19 protein-coding genes and 1 pseudogene are annotated in these 19241 nt (G+C 69.7%); 2 read left to right on the top strand and 18 right to left on the bottom strand.

The genetic code is table 11. The features are described from left to right. Positions 1 to 58: 58 nt before the first annotated feature. The 3 genes from OG289_RS10930 to OG289_RS10940 form a co-directional block, all read right to left on the bottom strand. Complete coding sequence (locus tag OG289_RS10930; protein ID WP_327313817.1) at positions 59 to 718, bottom strand: vitamin K epoxide reductase family protein; 660 nt, start codon at positions 716 to 718, stop codon at positions 59 to 61. A 201-nt stretch (positions 719 to 919) separates the two neighbouring features. Continuing rightward, the gene (hisS, locus tag OG289_RS10935; RefSeq protein ID WP_327313818.1) at positions 920 to 2182 is read right to left on the bottom strand and encodes a histidine--tRNA ligase; all 1263 of its coding nucleotides are present in this window, start codon (positions 2180 to 2182) and stop codon (positions 920 to 922) included. A gap of 13 nt (positions 2183 to 2195) precedes the next feature. After that, positions 2196 to 2909 carry an MBL fold metallo-hydrolase gene (locus OG289_RS10940; protein WP_327313819.1) on the bottom strand — a complete coding sequence of 238 codons (714 nt, stop codon included), beginning with the start codon at positions 2907 to 2909 and terminating at the stop codon, positions 2196 to 2198. 179 nt (positions 2910 to 3088) lie between these two features. Between OG289_RS10940 and OG289_RS10945 the strand changes: the two genes are divergently transcribed. Beyond that, on the top strand, positions 3089 to 3904 hold the full coding sequence (locus tag OG289_RS10945) for a peptidylprolyl isomerase (protein ID WP_327313820.1): 816 nt from the start codon (positions 3089 to 3091) through the stop codon (positions 3902 to 3904). Between the two features lie 157 nt (positions 3905 to 4061). Next, positions 4062 to 5294, top strand: coding sequence for a DUF349 domain-containing protein (locus OG289_RS10950; protein WP_327313821.1), 1233 nt, complete (start codon positions 4062 to 4064; stop codon positions 5292 to 5294). Between the two features lie 122 nt (positions 5295 to 5416). Here the strand turns inward: OG289_RS10950 and OG289_RS10955 are convergent, their stop codons facing one another. The 15 genes and pseudogenes from OG289_RS10955 to OG289_RS11020 all read right to left on the bottom strand — a co-directional run bounded on the left by OG289_RS10955 (position 5417) and on the right by OG289_RS11020 (position 19232). Then, on the bottom strand, positions 5417 to 6022 hold the full coding sequence (locus OG289_RS10955; RefSeq protein ID WP_327313822.1) for a hypothetical protein: 606 nt from the start codon (positions 6020 to 6022) through the stop codon (positions 5417 to 5419). Between the two features lie 55 nt (positions 6023 to 6077). Next, a pseudogene (locus OG289_RS49630) lies at positions 6078 to 6251 on the bottom strand (protein kinase domain-containing protein); the annotation flags it as partial. After that, the gene (locus OG289_RS10960) at positions 6166 to 6600 is read right to left on the bottom strand and encodes a protein kinase domain-containing protein (RefSeq protein WP_327313823.1); all 435 of its coding nucleotides are present in this window, start codon (positions 6598 to 6600) and stop codon (positions 6166 to 6168) included. The pseudogene OG289_RS49630 and the gene OG289_RS10960, both read right to left, overlap by 86 nt. 64 nt (positions 6601 to 6664) lie before the next feature. After that, the gene (locus OG289_RS10965) at positions 6665 to 9184 is read right to left on the bottom strand and encodes a RelA/SpoT family protein (RefSeq protein ID WP_327313824.1); all 2520 of its coding nucleotides are present in this window, start codon (positions 9182 to 9184) and stop codon (positions 6665 to 6667) included. Between the two features lie 181 nt (positions 9185 to 9365). Next, a complete protein-coding gene (locus OG289_RS10970; protein WP_327313825.1) occupies positions 9366 to 9914 on the bottom strand; it encodes an adenine phosphoribosyltransferase in 549 nt (182 codons plus the stop codon). After that, entirely contained in the window at positions 9911 to 11023 is a 1113-nt protein-coding gene (gene secF / locus OG289_RS10975; RefSeq protein WP_327313826.1) for a protein translocase subunit SecF, read from the bottom strand. The genes OG289_RS10970 and secF overlap by 4 nt, the downstream gene beginning before the upstream one ends. A gap of 3 nt (positions 11024 to 11026) precedes the next feature. After that, a complete protein-coding gene (gene secD, locus OG289_RS10980; protein WP_327313827.1) occupies positions 11027 to 12808 on the bottom strand; it encodes a protein translocase subunit SecD in 1782 nt (593 codons plus the stop codon). A 134-nt stretch (positions 12809 to 12942) separates the two neighbouring features. Then, on the bottom strand, positions 12943 to 13455 hold the full coding sequence (yajC, locus tag OG289_RS10985; protein WP_327313828.1) for a preprotein translocase subunit YajC: 513 nt from the start codon (positions 13453 to 13455) through the stop codon (positions 12943 to 12945). A 177-nt stretch (positions 13456 to 13632) separates the two neighbouring features. Beyond that, positions 13633 to 14727 (bottom strand): Holliday junction branch migration DNA helicase RuvB, encoded by a 1095-nt coding sequence (gene ruvB, locus OG289_RS10990; RefSeq protein ID WP_327313829.1) that lies wholly within the window; start codon positions 14725 to 14727, stop codon positions 13633 to 13635. Between the two features lie 10 nt (positions 14728 to 14737). Beyond that, a complete protein-coding gene (gene ruvA, locus OG289_RS10995; RefSeq protein WP_327313830.1) occupies positions 14738 to 15343 on the bottom strand; it encodes a Holliday junction branch migration protein RuvA in 606 nt (201 codons plus the stop codon). Next, positions 15340 to 15888 carry a crossover junction endodeoxyribonuclease RuvC gene (gene ruvC / locus OG289_RS11000; RefSeq protein WP_327313831.1) on the bottom strand — a complete coding sequence of 183 codons (549 nt, stop codon included), beginning with the start codon at positions 15886 to 15888 and terminating at the stop codon, positions 15340 to 15342. Before ruvC ends, ruvA begins: the two co-directional genes overlap by 4 nt. A 204-nt stretch (positions 15889 to 16092) precedes the next feature. Beyond that, positions 16093 to 16845, bottom strand: a complete 753-nt coding sequence (locus OG289_RS11005) for a YebC/PmpR family DNA-binding transcriptional regulator (RefSeq protein WP_327313832.1) — start codon at positions 16843 to 16845, stop codon at positions 16093 to 16095. 48 nt (positions 16846 to 16893) lie between these two features. Continuing rightward, positions 16894 to 17505, bottom strand: a complete 612-nt coding sequence (gene pdxT, locus OG289_RS11010) for a pyridoxal 5'-phosphate synthase glutaminase subunit PdxT (RefSeq protein WP_327313833.1) — start codon at positions 17503 to 17505, stop codon at positions 16894 to 16896. A gap of 9 nt (positions 17506 to 17514) precedes the next feature. Further along, the gene (pdxS, locus tag OG289_RS11015; protein WP_079663494.1) at positions 17515 to 18426 is read right to left on the bottom strand and encodes a pyridoxal 5'-phosphate synthase lyase subunit PdxS; all 912 of its coding nucleotides are present in this window, start codon (positions 18424 to 18426) and stop codon (positions 17515 to 17517) included. A 263-nt stretch (positions 18427 to 18689) separates the two neighbouring features. Next, a complete protein-coding gene (locus tag OG289_RS11020; protein WP_327313834.1) occupies positions 18690 to 19232 on the bottom strand; it encodes a hypothetical protein in 543 nt (180 codons plus the stop codon). Positions 19233 to 19241 lie beyond the last annotated feature (9 nt).

The following is a 19241-nucleotide window of genomic DNA, read 5'->3' on the forward strand; positions in this document are numbered from 1 at the left end:
CATCGGAGCCTACGTCAGGGGTCCGACACTCCTGTCCGGGACCGGGTCCGGGCCGGGCTCAGGCCCAGAGGTCGGTGCCCCAGCGGGTCAGGATCAGCATGGCGATGATGCCGACGTGGGTGGCCGGCAGGACCCAGGTGAACTCGCCGAAGAACCGCTTCAGCCAGCCCGGTGCGGGCAGGAAGTCGTTGCGCACGTTGAACGACGTGACGTACCAGAACATGGTGATCGTCGCGACCCAGGCCAGCGAGCACCACAGGCACAGGGCGTTGATCTCGTACAGGGACTGGTACTGCAGCCAGGTGCAGAAGGCGACGCCGAAGAGGGTGCCGAAGTTGAAGGTCAGCCAGTACCAGCGGGGGAAGCGGGCCCGGGCCAGCAGGCTCATGCCGACGCAGATGACGATGCCGTAGGCGACGAGGCCGAGCATCGGGTTGGGGAAGCCGAAGGCTGCGGCCTGCTTGCTCTCCATGACGCTGCCGCAGGACACGATCGGATTGATGCTGCAACTGGGGGTGAACGTCTTGCCGTCCACCTTGCCTTCGAGGATCTTGAACTTGTCGATCGTGATGACCCACGCGGCGAGCAGACCGGCCGCGCCGGTGATCAGCAGCAGGATCGCGAACGCGCGGCTGCCGCCCACCGTCCGGGGCTCGGTCGCGGCGACGCGCTCGGGCTCGGACTCCGTGGAGACGTCTTTGACTGTCGTCTTGCTCATCACGCCGATCCGTCACTTGAGAGTGGGCCATCTTCGGGCAGGGGCCATTGTGCCGCACAAGGCCGTGTATCCACCGTTCGGTGGACGTAAGGAAGTACGTACGGAGGGCCCGGGGCGTTCGGTTTCGGCCGACGGGCGAAGCGGGACAGCACACGCGAACGAAGGGTGCCGGATCGGACGACCCGACACCCCGGCGAGGCGCTAACCCAGCCTCGCCTCCAGTTCCGCCACGATCTCGTTCACGCCGATCGCCGTCTGCTCGCCGGTCTCCATCTCCTTGAGCTGGACGACGCCCTCGGCGAGGTCGCGTTCGCCGGCGACGATCGTGTAGCGGGCCCCGCTGCGGTTGGCGTTCTTCATGGCGCCCTTGAGCCCCTTGGCGCCGTAGGAGAAGTCGGCCGCGACACCGAGCTTGCGCAGCTCTGTGACCTTCGCGAACAGCACCCGGCGGGCCGCCTCGCCCAGCGGGACCGCATAGACGGACGTCGAGGCCGGCAGCGCCGGCTCCACGCCCTCCGCCTCCAGTGCGAGCACCGTACGGTCGACGCCCAGGGCCCAGCCCACCGACGGCAGCGCGGGACCGCCGATCATCTCGGAGAGACCGTCGTAGCGGCCGCCGCCGCCCACCGCGGACTGGGAACCCAGTCCGTCGTGGACGAACTCGAAGGTCGTACGGGTGTAGTAGTCAAGGCCGCGGACCAGCTTGGGGTCGTCCTCGAAGGCGACGCCCGCCGCCGTGATCAGCTCGCGGACCTCCTCGTGGTACGCCTTGCAGGCGTCGCAGAGGTAGTCACGCAGGAGGGGGGCGTCCCCGAGCTGCTTCTGGACAGACTCGCGCTTGTCGTCGAGGACACGGAGGGGGTTGATCTCCGCACGGCGCAGCGTGTCCTCGTCGAGGTCCAGACCCCGCAGGAAGTTCTGCAGCGCCTCCCGGTACACCGGACGGCACTCCTTGTCGCCCAGGCTGTTGAGGAGGATGCGGAAGTTCCTGAGGCCCAGCGAGCGGTACGCCTGGTCCGCCAGGATGATCAGCTCGGCGTCCAGCGCCGGGTCCTCGGCGCCGATCGCCTCGGCGCCGACCTGCGAGAAGTGCCTGTAGCGGCCTGCCTGCGGCTTCTCGTACCGGTAGTACGAGCCCGAGTACCAGAGCTTGACCGGCAGGTTGCCCTGCTTGTGCAGGTTCGCCTCCAGCGCCGCGCGCAGCACGGACGCCGTGCCCTCGGGGCGCAGAGCCAGCTTGTCGCCGCCCTTGGTCTCGAAGGCGTACATCTCCTTGCTGACGATGTCGGTGGACTCACCGACACCTCGCGCGAACAGGCTGACGTCCTCGAAGCCAGGCGTCTCGATGTAGCCGTAACCGGAGTTGCGCAGCGGGGAGGCGATCGCCTCACGCACCGCGAGGAACTTCGCGGAACGCGGCGGAATCAGGTCGTACGTGCCCCTGGGGGCCTGAAAGGTGCTCACGGGAAGTCTCTCGTCACATTCCTCGTCGGGGAGGGGTCGTCGAACCCGCTCCCTGGCCGGTCGCCACCTGCCGCAGATACGGGTTGGCGGCGCGCTCCTGGCCGATGGTCGTCTGGGGGCCGTGGCCGGACAGCACCACGGTCGAGTCCTCGAGCGGCAGGCACACACGAGCCAGCGAGTCGAGCATCTCGGCCATGTCACCGCCGGGCAGGTCGGTGCGTCCGATGGAGCCGGCGAACAGCAGATCCCCGGAGAAGAAGACCGAGGGGATCTCGGTCGTCTCGGGCATCCGGAAGGTCACCGACCCCTTGGTATGGCCCGGCGCGTGCGCGACGGAGAACTCCAGACCCGCCAGGTCCAGCCGTACGCCGTCGGTCAGTTCACGGACGTCGTCCGGCTCCCCCACGGTCAGCTCGCCCATCAGCGGCATCCCGATGGACCGGCCGAGCGCCTTCTCGGGGTCGCTCATCATGTACCGGTCCTCGGGGTGGATCCAGGCCGGTACGTCGTGCGCGCCGCACACCGGGACGACCGAGGCCACATGGTCGATGTGACCGTGGGTGAGGACGACGGCGACGGGCTTGAGCCGATGCTTCCTGATCGCTTCCTCGACTCCTGGGGCCGCCTGGTGGCCCGGGTCGATGATCACGCACTCCTCGCCGGCGGCGGGGGCGACGAGATAACAGTTCGTCCCCCAGGCCCCGGCGGGGAACCCGGCAATGAGCACGATCGTCCTTCGTTTGTGTCGATACGCGTGGGCTTCTGGCAGCTGCGCCAGTGGTCAGAGCCTACCGGCGCTGCCGTTTCCTCAGCGAACCCATATACGGTACGGGGCACACGCAGGCGGTCGGCTCACAAGACGCACGCGTCCCAGTCGACGTACGAGACGCACGAGGAGAGAACCCGGTGGTCACCCAGGAACAGCGGAAGCGTCAGCTCGCCCGGGAGAAGTTCTTGCGGCAGCAGCAGCGGCGCACCTCCGCCCGACGCAAGGCTCGGGTGCGCAACTCGGTGATCGCGTCGGTGCTCGGCGTGATCATCATCGGCAGCCTGGCGCTGTACACGACCGGCGTCCTGAAGGACGACGACAAGGCGAACGCGAGCTCGCAGACGACGCCGTCCGCGGCGCCCAGCGCCGCGAAGGACCCGTGCGAGAAGGCGGCTGCGGGCTCGGTCAAGACGCAGACCTGGAAGAAGGAGCCGGCGGTCACGATCGACACGTCGGCGAAGTACACGATGACGCTCGCGACGACGTGCGGTGACATCGGCATAGCACTGAAGGCCAAGGCCGCGCCGCACACGGTGAACTCGTTCGACTTCCTCGCCGGCAAGGGCTACTTCGACCACACCAAGTGCCACCGGCTCACCACCAACGGCATCTACGTGCTGCAGTGCGGCGACCCGACGGGCCAGGGCAGCGGCGGCCCCGGCTACACCATTCCGGACGAGAACCTGAAGGACGCCAGCCTCAAGAGCAACGTCTACCCGGCGGGCACGGTCGCGATGGCCAACACCGGTCAGGCGCACACCGGCGGCAGCCAGTTCTTCCTCGTCTACCAGGACAGTCAGCTGCCGCCCAGCTACACGCCGTTCGGTACGTTGTCGGCCGACGGCATGAAGGTTCTGCAGAAGATCGCCGCCGCGGGCGAGAACACCGGCGCCGGTGACGGGGCCCCGAACGCGACGGTCGTGATCAACAAGGCGACGGTCACGAAATCCTGACGACAATCCGACGACCAGGGGGCGGTCAACTGCGCAATTTCGGTCGCGCTGGATGCGGACAGGCGGCCCGCCGGTCGCCTATGTTGGCCGTGACGAAACTGTGGACGATGCCCAGGGGCGCTGAAGCCCCTCGGAGGCATCATGTGGAGGAGGCGCTGTGAGCAGCGACCCGTGGGGCCGCGTCGACGAGACGGGCACCGTGTACGTGCGTACGGCCGACGGCGAGCAGGTGGTCGGTTCCTGGCAGGCGGGCTCCCCCGAGGAAGCCCTGGCCTACTTCGAGCGCAAGTACGAGGGCCTGGTTGTCGAGATCGGCCTCCTCGAGAAGCGAGTGCAGACCACCGATCTGTCGGCGAAGGACGCCCAGGTCGCCATCGACCACATCCGCGACCAGGTGGACGCGCATCACGCGGTCGGCGATCTTCAGGCGCTGCGGGACCGGCTGGACAAGCTCGTGGCGACCGTCGAGTCGCGGCGCGAGGAGCGCAAGCAGCAGCGCGCCAAGCAGTCCGACGAGGCCCGCAAGGCCAAGGAGGACCTGGTCACCGAGGCGGAGCAGCTGGCGCAGTCCGACCAGTGGCGGGCCGCCGGTGAGCGACTGCGCGCCCTGGTGGACACCTGGAAGGGCCTGCCGCGGCTGGACCGCAAGTCGGACGACGAGCTGTGGCACCGGTTCTCGCACGCGCGCTCGGCGTTCTCCAAGCGTCGCAAGGCGCACTTCGCGCAGCTGGACGCGCAGCGCGAGGATGCCCGCCGGATCAAGGAGCGGCTGGTCTCCGAGGCCGAGGCGCTGTCCGGTTCCACGGACTGGGGTCCGACGGCCGCGCGCTACCGCGAGCTGATGACGGAGTGGAAGGCGGCGGGCCGCGCCCAGCGCGAGCACGAGGACGATCTGTGGAACCGCTTCCGCGGCGCCCAGGACGTCTTCTTCGCCGCCCGCAGCTCGGTGTTCGCCGAGCGGGACGCGGAGCAGACGGAGAACCTGAAGCTCAAGGAGGAGCTGGCCGAGGAGGCCGAGAAGCTCCTGCCGATCGGTGACCTGAAGTCGGCACGTGCCGCGTTCCGCTCGATCAACGAGCGCTGGGAGGCCATCGGCCACGTCCCGCGCGACGCGCGGCCGAAGGTCGAGGGCCGGATGCACGCCGTGGAGCGGGCGATCCAGGAGTCCGAGGAGACCGAGTGGCGCCGGACGAACCCGGAGGCGCGCGCGCGTGCCGAGGGTCTGACCGGTCAGCTCCAGGCCGCCGTTGACAAGCTGCGGACGCAGATCGAGCAGGCCCGCGCCCAGGGCAACTCCGCGAAGGCCGACAAGCTGGAGCGGGAGCTGGAGGGCCGTCAGGCGCTGCTGGACCAGGCGCTGAAGGGCCTGCAGGAGTTCGGCGGCCAGTAAGGACCGTGCGGTGAGGCCCGGTTGGCTCCACCGAGGTTGTCTTTCGAACGTGCGGCCCGGCAGTGGGAGACCACCGCCGGGCCGTTTCGCGTGCCCGTCCGCCTCAGGCCGCTCCGCCCCGCTCACTGATGTCCAGGGCCTGTTTGAGCACCTCGCAGGCCTGGAGGTGGTTGCCGGACTCCTGGAGCAGGTCGGCCAGGCGCCGGCAGACGAGGACGGCCTCGGGCCGGCTCGGGGCCGTCCTGAACGCCGTGGCGCAGGACGCCCAGCAGTTCCCCGGTGAAGGCGGTGTAGCGCTCGCCGTCGGGGGCCAGGGCGATCCGGTCGCGCGGTGAGGCCGTCAGGACGTAGGCGCCGTCGACGGCGGCCTCGGCTGCGAGGACCTCGTCACCGGCCAGGGCGCGGGCGGCGCGGCCGCTGAAGCAGCAGTCGAGGACGACGACCTCGCGGCGGGCGCGGGCCGAGCGCGGCGCGGCGCGCAGGTGCTGGTGGGCGACGGCCGTGTAGCCGAGGTGTTCGCGGGAGTCGCCGAGCGCGAGGTACAGGTCGGCAGAGCTGCTCCACCAGCCTGACCAGGCCCTCCGGGCGGTCCGGGCCGGTGGTGAGCGGGGGCACGCCGTCGCCGAGGGCCCGTTCCGTGATGGCGCCGGAGTCGACGGTGGGGCCGAACGCCCGGTGATCATGAGGTACATGCAGGCCCCGAGGCCGTACCAGTCCGCCGCGCGCATGTGCCTCCGGCGCCATGAACCGCGGGGTGCCGACGAGGGCCCCCGTGCGGGTGGTGGAGGCCTCACCGGCCGGCCCGGCCAGCCCGAAGTCCTGGAGCACGACGCGCCCGCTGCGGGTGATGCCGACGTTGGTGGGCTTGACGTCACGGTGCAGCACCCCGGCCGTGTGCGCGGCCTCCAGCGCCTCCGCGATGCCGAACGCGACGGTGCTGACCGCCTTGGCCGGCAGCGGCCCCTCGGCCCGAGGCCAGGTCGGCCAGGCTCATGCCGTCGAGGACCTGCATCACGAGGTACGGAGTGCCTTCGTGCACCCCGATGTCGTACAGCGTCACCACGCCGGGGTGGTCGATCCGGGCCAGAGCGCGCGCCTCGCGCCGGAAGCGGTCCCAGGCCATGCTGTCCTGGGCCAGGCCCTCGACGGCGGTGAGCATCTTCAGGGCGACGCGGCGGTCCAGCCGGGTGTCCTCCGCCTCGTGGACGACACCCATGCCGCCGCGCCCGAGAAGCCTGACGGGGCGGTAGCGTCCGGCGGCCGGACCGGACGGCTGTACGCCGTCCTGTCCGTCGTGCCCGGCCAATCCGTCCTGTCCCGGTCCGCCCGTGCCGCTCCCCCGTCCCCCGTCGGCCGCTCTCCCCCGTACGTTACGGCCTGCGTGCCGACGTCACCCGGTACACGTCGTAGACGCCCTCCACCCCGCGGACGGCCTTCAGGACGTGCCCCAGGTGCTTGGGGTCGCCCATCTCGAAGGTGAAGCGGGAGGTGGCCACCCGGTCGCGGGAGGTCTGGACGGCGGCGGACAGGATGTTGACGTGCTGGTCGGACAGGACACGCGTGACGTCCGACAGCAGACGGGACCGGTCCAGCGCCTCGACCTGGATGGCGACCAGGAAAACGGAGGACTGCGTCGGCGCCCACTCGACGTCGAGGATGCGCTCCGGCTCACGGGACAGTGACTCCACGTTGACGCAGTCGCTGCGGTGAACCGATACGCCACTACCGCGCGTGACGAAACCGATGATCGGGTCGCCGGGCACGGGCGTACAACAGCGGGCCAGCTTGACCCACACGTCGTCGACTCCCTTGACGACCACGCCCGGGTCCTGGTTGCTGCGCCGTTTGCGGCCGCGGCCGTGCGACGGCGGTACCGCCTCGTCCATCTCCTCGGTGGCCGCCTCCTCGCCGCCGAGAGCCTGCACCAGCTTCTGCACGACGTTCTGCGCGGCCACATGGCCCTCGCCGATCGCCGCGTACAGCGAGGAGATGTCCGGATAGCGCATCTCGTGCGCGAGCGTGACGAGCGAGTCGCCGGTGAGGATGCGCTGGATCGGCAGGTTCTGCTTGCGCATAGCCCGCGCGATGGCGTCCTTGCCCTGCTCGATGGCCTCGTCGCGGCGCTCCTTGGAGAACCAGGCCCGGATCTTGTTGCGGGCGCGCGGCGACTTGACGAAGTTCAGCCAGTCCCGGGACGGCCCGGCCCCTGCGGCCTTGGAGGTGAAGACCTCCACCAGGTCTCCGTTGTCCAGGGTCGACTCCAGCGGCACCAGGCGTCCGTTGACCCGGGCTCCTATGGTGCGGTGGCCCACCTCGGTGTGCACCGCGTACGAGAAGTCCACCGGCGTGGCCCCGGCCGGCAGCGCTATCACGTCGCCCTTGGGAGTGAAGACGAAGACCTCGTTGCGCGACAGGTCGAAGCGCAGGGACTCCAGGAACTCGCCCGGGTCCTCGGTCTCCTTCTGCCAGTCGAGGAGCTGGCGCAGCCACGCCATGTCGTTGAGGTGGTCGTCCTTGCCGGTGGTCCTCGGCTGGTCCGAACGCACCTTGGAGGTCCCGGCGACGGCTTCCTGCTTGTACTTCCAGTGCGCGGCGATGCCGTACTCGGCGCGGCGGTGCATGTCGAACGTACGGATCTGGAGTTCGACCGGCTTGCCGTTGGGTCCGATGACCGTCGTGTGCAGCGACTGGTACATGTTGAACTTGGGCATCGCGATGTAGTCCTTGAACCGGCCGGGGACCGGGTTCCATCGCGCGTGCACGGTGCCGAGGGCCGCGTAGCAGTCGCGGACGGTGTCCACGAGGACGCGGATGCCCACCAGGTCGTAGATCTCCGCGAAGTCACGACCGCGGACGATCATCTTCTGGTAGACGCTGTAGTAGTGCTTCGGGCGGCCGGTGACGGTCGCCTTGATGCGGGCTGCGCGCAGGTCGGCCTGGACCTCGTCGGTCACTATGGCCAGGTACTCGTCACGCTTCGGTGCCCTTTCGGCCACCAGCCGTACGATCTCGTCGTACATCTTGGGGTAGAGGATCGCGAAGGCGAGGTCCTCCAGTTCCCACTTGATGGTGTTCATGCCGAGGCGGTGGGCGAGCGGCGCGTAGATCTCGAGGGTCTCGCGCGCCTTCTTCTCCTGCTTCTCGCGCTTGAGGTAGCGCATGGTGCGCATGTTGTGCAGGCGGTCGGCGAGCTTGATGACCAGGACGCGCGGGTCCTTGGCCATCGCGACGACCATCTTGCGCACGGTCTCGGCCTGCGCTGCCTCGCCGAACTTGACCTTGTCCAGTTTGGTGACGCCGTCGACGAGCAGGGCGACCTGGTCGCCGAAGTCGCGACGCAGGTCCTCCAGGCCGTACTCGGTGTCCTCGACGGTGTCGTGCAACAGGCCCGCCATGAGGGTGGCCGGGTCCATGCCCAGTTCGGCGAGGATCGTGGTCACCGCGAGCGGGTGCGTGATGTACGGGTCGCCGCTCTTGCGCTTCTGACCGCGGTGCCAGCGCTCGGCGACCTGGTAGGACTTCTCGATCTGGCGCAGGGTGGCGGTCTCGATCTTGGGGTCGTTGCTGCGCACTATCCGCAGCAGCGGTTCCAGGACCGGGTTGTACGGGTTCGCGCGCTGGACGCCGAGTCGGGCGAGGCGGGCGCGGACGCGATTGGAGGAGCCGGAACGCGCGGGCGGCTGGGCGGCGGCCGGACGGCCGGCGGGCGTGGCCGAGGAGCGCTCGGTCGGGGCCGGCTTGGGGCGGGGCTGCTCGGCCGGCTTGTCGACGGGCGCGGAACGGTCGTGCTCGACCGGCCCGCGAGTGTCGCTCTTCGCGGGCGTGGCCGCGGGCGCCGAGGCGGACTCGGGCTTGGCGGCGGCGGTCAGGTGCTGGGCCTCGTCTGGCAAGAGGACTCCTCGTGCGCGATCCGGGTCCCCGGTCAGGCTCCGGAGAACCCATCGTAGCGATCCCGGGCTCCGGGATCGCCTTCAGGCCGATGTGAGGGCCGTCTACCGAAGAAACGCAAGGGGCGGGCACCGGATTCCTCCGGGCCCGCCCGTTTGGCGTACGGCGGTTCTCAGACGGCCGTCAGATGGTCAGCAGTGACTCCAGAGGAGCTCCGCCGAGGGCGGCCTCCAGTCGCGGCCGGCCGTCGAGGAAGCTCAGCTCCATCAGGACGGCGACGCCCACGACCTCGGCGCCCGCGCGCTGGATGAGCTGGATCGACGCCTCGGCGGTACCGCCGGTGGCGAGCACATCATCGATGATCAGGATCCGGTCCTCGGCGGTCAGGTCCTCGGCGTGCACCTCGATCTCGGCCGAGCCGTATTCCAGGTCGTAGGCCTGGCCGAGGGTGGCTCCGGGGAGCTTGCCCGCCTTGCGCACGGGTATGAAGCCGAGGCCCGCGCGGACGGCGACCGGGGCACCGAGGATGAAGCCTCGGGCCTCCAGGCCGACGACCTTGGTGGCTCCGGTGCGCTCGGCGATCCCGGCGAACGCGTCGGTCAGCGCGGTGAACGCCGCCGGGTCCGCCAGGAGCGGGGTGATGTCCTTGAACATCACCCCCGGCTCCGGGTGGTCGGCCACGTCACGGATGCGGCTGAGCAGCAGTGTCGTGATGTCGGTGACCTCGGTCATCGGCGCTTCCCCGACGGACGGCCACGGCCCCGGCCACGGGACGCGGGCTGGTTGCGCGGGCCGACGACCGCGGGTGCGGCGTCCTCCGGCTCGTCGTCGTAGCCGTCGTCGCCCCGGGTCCCGGCGACCTGTTCCTCCGCGCTCGCCTGGGCGCGCTTGGCGAGGACGCGCTTCTTCAGCGCCTTGATCTGCGGCTCGCGCTCCTTGAGGTCGGCGACGAGCGGCGTGGCGATGAAGATCGAGGAGTAGGCACCGGCCGCGAGGCCGACGAACAGCGACAGCGAGATGTCGTTGAGCGTGCCCGCCCCGAGGAAGCCGCCGCCGATGAACAGCAGGCCCGCCACCGGCAGCAGCGCCACGACCGTGGTGTTGATGGACCGGACCAGGGTGCCGTTGATCGAACGGTTGGCGATCTCGCTGTAGGTGAAGCGGGTCTGCTTCGTCAGGTCCTTCGTCTGTTCCTTGAGGGAGTCGAAGACGACGACCGTGTCGTACAGCGAGTAACCGAGGATCGTCAGCAGACCGATCACCGTGCCGGGCGTGACCTCGAAGCCGACGAGGGCGTAGATGCCGACGGTGATGGTGATGTCGTGGATCAGCGCGACGAGCGCGGCGATGGCCATCCGCCACTCGAAGGCGATCGCCAGGTAGATCACGACCAGCACCATGAAGATCGCCAGGCCCTGCCAGGCCTTGCTGGCGATCTGGTCGCCCCAGCTGGGACCGACCAGTTCGGCGGTGATCGTCTCCGGGTCGGCCTTGAAGTCCGCGGCGAGGTCATCCTTGATCTGGGTGGACTGCTTGATGTCCATGCCGGCGATCTGGATGCGGAGCGTGCCGTTGCCGAGCTTCTGCACGACCGCGTCGTGGCCGGACGCGTCCTTCGCGTACTCCTCCGCCTGGGAGACGGAGACGCTGGTCTTCTCGGTGGTGAAGACGGCACCACCCTGGAAGTCGATGCCCATGTTCAGGCCGCGCACCGTCAGGCCGAGGATGGCCGTGATGGTGATCAGGATCGAGATGCCGTACCAGAGCTTGCGGTGGCCGATGAAGTCGTAGCTGATCTCGCCACGGTGCAGTCGGGCGCCGAGGTTACCGAGTTTCGACATCGCTCATGCCTCCTTCGTCTCGACGGAGCCGGCGGCAGGACCACCGGGACGGCGGGTGCGTCGCAGCGGTGGCTGGGCACCCAGGCTCTTCGGGTCGAGGCCGGACCACTTGTGGCCGCTCGCGAAGAACTTCCGCCGAGCGATGAGCGTCATCAGCGGCTTGGTGAAGAAGAAGACCACGACCACGTCCAGGACGGTGGTCAGGCCGAGCGTGAACGCGAAGCCCTGGACCTTGCCGACCGTGACGATGAAGAGCACCGCGGCGGCGAGGAACGACACGAAGTCGGAGACCAGGATGGTGCGCCGGGCACGTGGCCAGGCCCGCTCGACGGCGGGACGCAGGGTGCGGCCCTCGCGGATCTCGTCCCGGACGCGTTCGAAGTACACGATGAACGAGTCCGCTGTGATGCCGATGGCGACGATGGCGCCGCAGACGGCCGGCAGGTTCAGCGCGAAGCCGATGGCCGGGCCGAGGAGGGCCATGAGCACGTAGGTCAGGGCCGCGGAGACCAGCAGCGACGCGAGGGCGACGAGCGCCAGGCCTCGGTAGTAGGCCACCAGGTAGATCACGACCAGCGCGAGGCCGATGGCGCCGGCCAGCAGACCGGCGTGCAGCTGGTCACCGCCGAGCGCCGCCGTCACCGTGGTCACGCTCTGCTCCTGGAAGGAGAGCGGGAGCGCACCGTAGGACAGCATGTTGGCGAGGCCCTGGGCCTCCGTCTGCGTGAAGCTGCCGGAGATCTGGGCCTGGCCGCCGGTGATGGAGTTCTGCACGAACGGGCTGGAGACGACGTTGCCGTCGAGCACGATGCCGAACTCGTTCTGCGGCTGCTGGTTCTGCGCGAGCTTGCCGGTGATGTCGGCGAACTTCTTGCCGCCCTGCTTGGTGAAGGTCATCGTGACCTGCCAGCCGGCGGCGCCCTGCGTGTCGAAGACGGCCTGGGCCTTGTCGACCTCGGTGCCGTCGACGGCGGCCGGGCCGAGCAGGTACTTGTACCAGACCTTGTCGATCTCACCGCAGGCCACGGTCGTGTCCTGGGGCTTGACGCCCTCGCCGGCCTTGGCGCGGACCGACTCCTTGGAGCAGTCGAGGGCGGCGTACTTCGCCTGGAGCGCGGCGTCGTCCGCGGAGACGGCGGCGCCGCCGCTCGCGGGTGCCGACGGGCTGGCGGAAGAGCTCGCCTTGGTGCTTGCGGAGGCCGACGGGGTGGAGTCGGCCTTCAGCGCGTCGGTGACCGCGCGCCCCTGCGAGGTGGCGGAGGCCGACGGGGAGGACGAGGAGGTCGCCTTCTCACCGGTGCCGGAGGCGCTCGGCGAGGGGCTCGGAGAGGCACTGGGCGAGCCGCTCGCGGACGCGCTCGGCGAGGCGGGAACGGCGGAGCCGGTGGCCTCCTGGGCCAGGACCGGACGGAAGTACAGCTTGGCGGTGGTGCCGACCTGCTGCCGGGCCTTCTCGGAGTTGGTGCCCTTGGGGATGTTGACGATGATGTTGTCGTTGCCCTGGGTCTGCACCTCCGCCTCGGAGACGCCCAGCCCGTTGACACGGCGGTTCATGATCTCGACCGCGGTGTTCATGTTGGCCTTGTTGATCGCGGATCCCTGGTCCGACTTCGCCTTCAGCGTGATGCTGGTGCCGCCGGCAAGGTCGATGCCCAGACGCGGAGTGGTGTGACCGGAGGCGAACATGCCTCCGGTGAGCCCCACGATGGCGATCAGGATCAGGGCCAGCGAGCGCCATGGCTTGCTCTGGGCACTCGCGCTCCGGCCCTTCTTAGGTGCTGCCACCTTCTCGTACTCCCTCTCGGGCCGCCTCGCGCCGGGTCAGCGCGGCGGCGGCCATGACATGGTGTCGGGATCCCCTGGCGAGATGCGCGCACCCCGGCACGGACGGGTGTGACCCGTGCGTGCCGGGGACGTGACTACTTCTTCGCGTCGGAGTCGCCGTCGGTCGTCTTCTTCGGCTCTTCGTCGGCCTCGGCCTGCTCGGCCTCGTCGGCCTTCTCCTGGACCTCGTCGGGTCCGTCCTTCTTGCCGAGGTCGACGGGCTTGTCGTCGGAGGCGGCGGCAGCTTCGTCGGCGGACTCGTCGCTCTCGGTGAGGGAGGAGGCGTCGTCCGGGACGACGTCGGAGTCGGACTTCAGGTCGTGCTCGATGCCGTGGACGATGCGGTTGTACTCGTCGTCGGTCAGGACGGCGCCGATCGAGTTCTTCGCGAAGAGCAGTTCCACGCCCGGCCCCGCGTCGAGGAGGATCGTGTCGTCACCGACCTCCTTGACCGTCGCGTACATGCCCCCGATGGTGCGGACACCGCTGCCGGGCTGCAGGTGGTTACGCATGTCGGCCGCTGCTTGCTGCTTCTTCTTGGCCGACCGGGTCATCAGGAACATGGCCCCGATGAGCACGATGAACGGGAGGAGGGTCACAGGACTCACGGGTCGGAACTTCCTTCAAACGACCGCGATGGTTTGAGCGGCCTGATGGATGGGGGTTGTGTGCTGCCGACAACGGCGGCATCGGCGGAGTCTAAGCGAGTCCGCGTGCATGGAACAACGCTCAGCATGGCACCTGGGTTCCTGACCCGGCCAATGCCCCTGCCACAACCCTCTGTGTCACGTACCGAACAGGTCCTGTTGTCCACTTCCCTGGGCCGGAGTGCGGGTCGGGGTGAGGCCGAGGTGCGTCCACGCGGCCGGGGTCGCCACCCGCCCTCGCGGCGTACGGGCCAGTAGCCCCTCCCTCACGAGGAAGGGTTCGGCGACCTCCTCGACGGTCTCGCGCTCCTCCCCCACCGCGACGGCGAGGGTGGACAGGCCGACCGGACCGCCGCCGAACAGCTTCAGCAGCGCCTCCAGGACCGCGCGGTCGAGACGGTCCAGCCCCCGGCCGTCCACCTCGTAGACCTTCAGCGCGGCCTCCGCGATCTCCCGGATGATGATCCCGTCGGCCTTGACCTGCGCGTAGTCGCGTACGCGGCGTAGCAGGCGGTTGGCGATACGGGGGGTGCCGCGGGAGCGGCCGGCGATCTCGGCGGCGCCGTCGGTGTCGATCTCGACGTCGAGGAGGTTCGCGGAGCGGTGGATCACGCGCTCCAGTTCGCCCGGCTCGTAGAACTCCATGTGCGCGGTGAAGCCGAAGCGGTCGCGCAGCGGGGGCGGCAGCAGGCCCGCGCGCGTGGTGGCGCCGACCAGGGTGAAGGGGGGCAGTTCGAGGGGGATGGCGGTGGCGCCGGGGCCCTTGCCGACGATGACGTCGACGCGGAAGTCCTCCATCGCCATGTAGAGCATCTCCTCGGCGGGCCTCGACATGCGGTGGATCTCGTCGAGGAAGAGGACCTCGCCCTCCTGGAGGGAGGAGAGGATCGCCGCGAGGTCGCCGGCGTGCTGGATGGCGGGACCGCTGGTGATGCGGATCGGGGCGCCCATCTCGGCGGCGATGATCATCGAGAGGGTGGTCTTGCCGAGGCCGGGGGCGCCGGAGAGCAGCACGTGGTCGGCGGTCGCGCCACGCGCGCGTGCAGCACGCAGAACGAGGTCGAGCTGTTCGCGGACCTTCTCCTGCCCGATGAACTCGCCCAGGTCCTTGGGGCGCAGCGCGGCCTCGACGGCCTGGTCCTCACCGTCGGCGACAGAGCCCACCAGCCGCTCCGCGGCGGGGCCGACGAGCCGCTCGGGGGCGGTCTCTTCGGTCGTGTCGTCCCAGTTCACTGACGTTCTCCTAGCGGGCGCGGTTCAGAGTCTGCAGGGCGGCCTTCAGCAGGTGGCCCACCTGGGGTGCGCCGTCGGCGGCCTCGGCCTGCGGGGTCACGGCGGCGACCGCCTCGTCGGCCTCCCGGGTGGCGTAGCCGAGCCCGATCAGGGCGGCGTGCAGCTGGTCGCGCCACCCGGTGGTGACCGGGGCGCCGACCGCCGGTGCGCCGACCGGCGCGCCCAGCCGGTCCTTGAACTCCAGCAACAGCTTCTGCGCGCCCTTCTTGCCGATGCCCGGAACGGCCATGAGGGCCTTCTCGTCCCCCGCGGCCACCGCTCGGCGCAGGGCGTCCGGCGTGTGCACCGCCAGCATGGCCTGGGCCAGCCGGGGGCCGACCCCGCTCGCGGTCTGCAGCAGCTCGAAGATCTGCCGCTCGTCGTCGTCCACGAAGCCGTACAGGGTCAGCGAGTCCTCCCGTACGACGAGGGAGGTGGCGAGCTTGGCCGGCCGGCCGAGCCGGAGCGTGGACAGTGTGTTCGGCGTGCACTGGACGGCCATGCCCACGCCGCCCACCTCGACCACCGCGGTGTCGGGAGCGAGTGCGGCGACCGTGCCGCTGACGAAGGCGATCATGCCGTCCGGCCTTTCGGTGTCATCGATGCTTTGGCTGCGTGCAGGGCGACGGCCTGCTGGAGTCGGTTCTGCGCGGGGGCGCGCCAGATGTGGCAGATGGCGAGCGCGAGGGCGTCGGCGGCGTCGGCCGGCTTGGGCGGGGCGTCGAGCCGCAGCAGACGTGTGACCATGGCACCCACCTGCGCCTTGTCCGCGCGCCCGCTGCCGGTGACGGCGGCCTTGACCTCGCTGGGCGTGTGCAGGGCGACGGGGATGCCGCGGCGGGCGGCGCACAGCATGGCGACGGCGCTGGCCTGGGCGGTGCCCATGACCGTACGCACGTTGTGCTGGCTGAACACCCGCTCCACTGCGACGCATTCGGGCCGGTACTCGTCCAGCCATTTCTCGATGCCCTGCTCGACCGCGACCAGGCGCTGCCCCAACTCGGCGTCCGCGGGCGTCCGTACGACACCCACGCCGAGCATCGTGAGCGGCCGGCCCGCGACCCCCTCGACGACACCGACACCACACCGCGTCAGTCCGGGGTCCACCCCGAGTACGCGCACGCGCCCTTCCCCCTCCTTGCGGCTGAACCGCCGCCGCTCTCGCGGACGTGGCTGAGCACCGTCGGGGTTCCTCAATCATGTGGTTGCGGTCCGTGGACGGTGATCTCTGATGGTCGCCAGGCTATCCGCTGCCACTGACAACGACGTCGGGCCGGTAGGAACGTGTCCCACCGGCCCGAGAAATCCGCTCAGCTCGCGGCAGCGCTACGCGTCGACCTTCTCCATGACCTCGTCGCTGACGTCGAAGTTGGCGAAGACGTTCTGCACGTCGTCGCTGTCCTCCAGCGCGTCGATCAGCTTGAAGATCTTCTTGGCGCCCTCTTCGTCGAGCTCGACCTGCATGGTCGGGACGAAGTTGGCGTCGGCGGAGTCGTAGTCGACGCCGGCGTCCTGCAGCGCGGTGCGGACCGCGACCAGGTCGGTGGCCTCGCTGATGACCTCGAAGGACTCACCGAGGTCGTTGACCTCCTCGGCGCCCGCGTCGAGCACAGCGCCCAGGACGTCGTCCTCGCTCAGCTCGCCCTTGGGGACGATGACGACGCCCTTGCGGTTGAAGAGGTACGACACCGAGCCAGGGTCCGCCATGGAGCCGCCGTTGCGCGTCATGGCGACGCGGACGTCGGAGGCGGCGCGGTTGCGGTTGTCGGTGAGGCACTCGATGAGCACCGCGACACCGTTCGGACCGTAGCCCTCGTACATGATCGTCTCGTAGTCGGCGCCACCGGCCTCGAGACCGCCACCGCGCTTGATCGCAGAGTCGATGTTCTTGTTCGGAACCGACGACTTCTTCGCCTTCTGCACGGCGTCGTAGAGCGTCGGGTTTCCGTCGAGGTCCACGCCGCCCATGCGCGCCGCGACCTCGATGTTCTTGATCAGCTTCGCGAAGAGCTTGCCGCGCTTGGCGTCGATCACGGCCTTCTTGTGCTTCGTCGTGGCCCATTTAGAGTGGCCGGACATCTGCCTGTCTCCTTCGCGTAACCCATCGATGTACGAACGGCAGAGATCCTACAAGGACTCCGCCGCGCGGTTCGCGCGCACCATGTCGACGAACAGGGCGTGCACGCGGTGGTCGCCGGTCAGCTCCGGGTGGAACGACGTGGCGAGCGCGTTGCCCTGGCGGACCGCGACGATGTGACCGTCGTGCTCGGCGAGCACCTCGGTCGCGGCGCCGACGGACTCGACCCAGGGGGCGCGGATGAAGACGCCCTCCACAGGATCGCCCGAGATGCCGCGCACGTCGAGGGCGGCCTCGAAGGACTCGTTCTGGCGGCCGAAGGCGTTACGGCGCACGATCATGTCGATGCCGCCGATGGTCTCCTGGCCCGAGCGCGGGTCGAGGATCTTGTCGGCGAGCATGATCATGCCCGCGCAGGTGCCGTAGACGGGCATTCCGTCCCGCACGCGCGCGCGGAGGGGCTCCATCACGCCGAAGAGGACGGCCAGCTTGGAGATGGTCGTGGACTCCCCGCCGGGGATGACGAGACCGTCGACCTCGGCGAGTTCCTCGGGGCGCCTGACCGGCCTGGCCACGGCGTCGGCCGCGGCCAGGGCGATGAGGTGCTCCCGTACGTCGCCCTGGAGGGCCAGGACGCCTATGACAGGGGCTTCGTTGCTCATGGGGGGCGTCTACCAGCCGCGGTTGGCGTAGCGCTCGGCCTCGGGGAGGGTGTCGCAGTTGATGCCGACCATGGCCTCGCCCAGGTTGCGGGAGGCGTCCGCGATGATCTTCGGGTCGTCGTAGAAGGTGGTGGCCTTCACGATGGCGGCGGCGCGCTTGGCGGGGTCGCCGGACTTGAAGATGCCGGAGCCGACGAAGACGCCCTCGGCGCCGAGCTGGCGCATCAGCGCGGCGTCGGCGGGGGTGGCGACGCCACCGGCGGAGAACAGCACGACCGGGAGCTTGCCGAGCTCGGCGACCTCCTTGACGAGCTCGTACGGGGCGCGCAGGTCCTTGGCGGCGGCGTACAGCTCGTTGTTGTCGTAGCCGCGCAGGCGGGCGATCTCGTTCTTGATCTGACGCAGGTGGCGAACGGCCTCGACGACGTTGCCGGTGCCGGCCTCGCCCTTGGAGCGGATCATCGCGGCGCCCTCGGCGATGCGGCGCAGGGCCTCGCCCAGGTTGGTGGCACCACAGACGAAGGGGGTGGTGAACGCCCACTTGTCGGAGTGGTTGACCTCGTCGGCCGGGGTGAGGACCTCGGACTCGTCGATGTAGTCGACGCCGAGCGACTGGAGCACCTGGGCCTCGACGAAGTGGCCGATGCGGGACTTGGCCATGACCGGGATCGAGACGGCCTCGATGATGCCCTCGATCATGTCCGGGTCGGACATCCGGGCCACGCCGCCGTCCTTGCGGATGTCGGCCGGGACCCGCTCCAGCGCCATGACGGCGACGGCGCCCGCGTCCTCGGCGATCTTCGCCTGCTCCGGCGTGACGACGTCCATGATCACGCCGCCCTTGAGCTGCTCGGCCATCCCGCGCTTCACGCGCGCGGTGCCGGTCTCGGGGGTCTGGTTTTCGGAGATCGTGCTGGACACGGGGTGACCTCACTCGTTGAAAAGAGGATTTCTGCAGCACCGAGGAAACGCGAGTGGACCAGTCCACAGCAAGGGCCAATGAAAAGCCGGTGGATCCTTTTCGGATGATCTCGCCGGCCGCAGCGGTCACTGGTCGGAGTTCTCCCGGATCAGCACCTCGGGCCCGCCGGGCGTCAGGGAGCCGCCTGGAGCCGCGCCCTTCGGCTCCCGGTGTCCGAGCCCTCCGCGTCGAGGAACACGCGGCGCCCGCTGTCGGTCACCGGTCAGGCCGCGCGGTCGGACAGGGCGGTCGGGGGTTCGTCGTCCATTTCGAAGGCCATCGGGAACGGCGCGTGGCCTGCCAGGCGGAACCAGCGGACCTTGCGGTGTTCGCGGAGGCGGCGGGCCGCGCCCACCGCGTCGTTGTGGAATCGGCGGGCCATGGGGACCCGGCGGACGGCCTCCGTGAGCTCGCGGGCCGCCGCGTCTCCCCCGGGCGCCTCGCGTACGACGTCCAGTTGTCGTACGTCCGCGAAGACGGCCCGCAGGGCCTGGCTGAGCTCGCTCTCGGCGACCTCCCGCTGCTCCTCCTCGGCCTGCCGGGCGGCGTGCGCGGCCTCGTACAGGACGATCGAGGCGGCCGGGTCCAGGACCTTGGAGGTGGCCATTTCCTGGGCCACGGACGCCCGGCGCAGCAGTTGCGCGTCCAGCGCGGCACGGGCCGCGTCGATGCGGGTGTGCAGCCGGTCCAGCCGCCCCGCCGTCCAGCTCAGGTAGAGGCCGATGGCGACGAGGACGATCAGGGTCCAGATCAGGGTTGCGGTCACGGGCGGCAA

Origin of the sequence: Streptomyces sp. NBC_01235, assembly GCF_035989285.1 — a bacterium.
Taxonomy (GTDB): Bacteria; Actinomycetota; Actinomycetes; order Streptomycetales; family Streptomycetaceae; genus Streptomyces.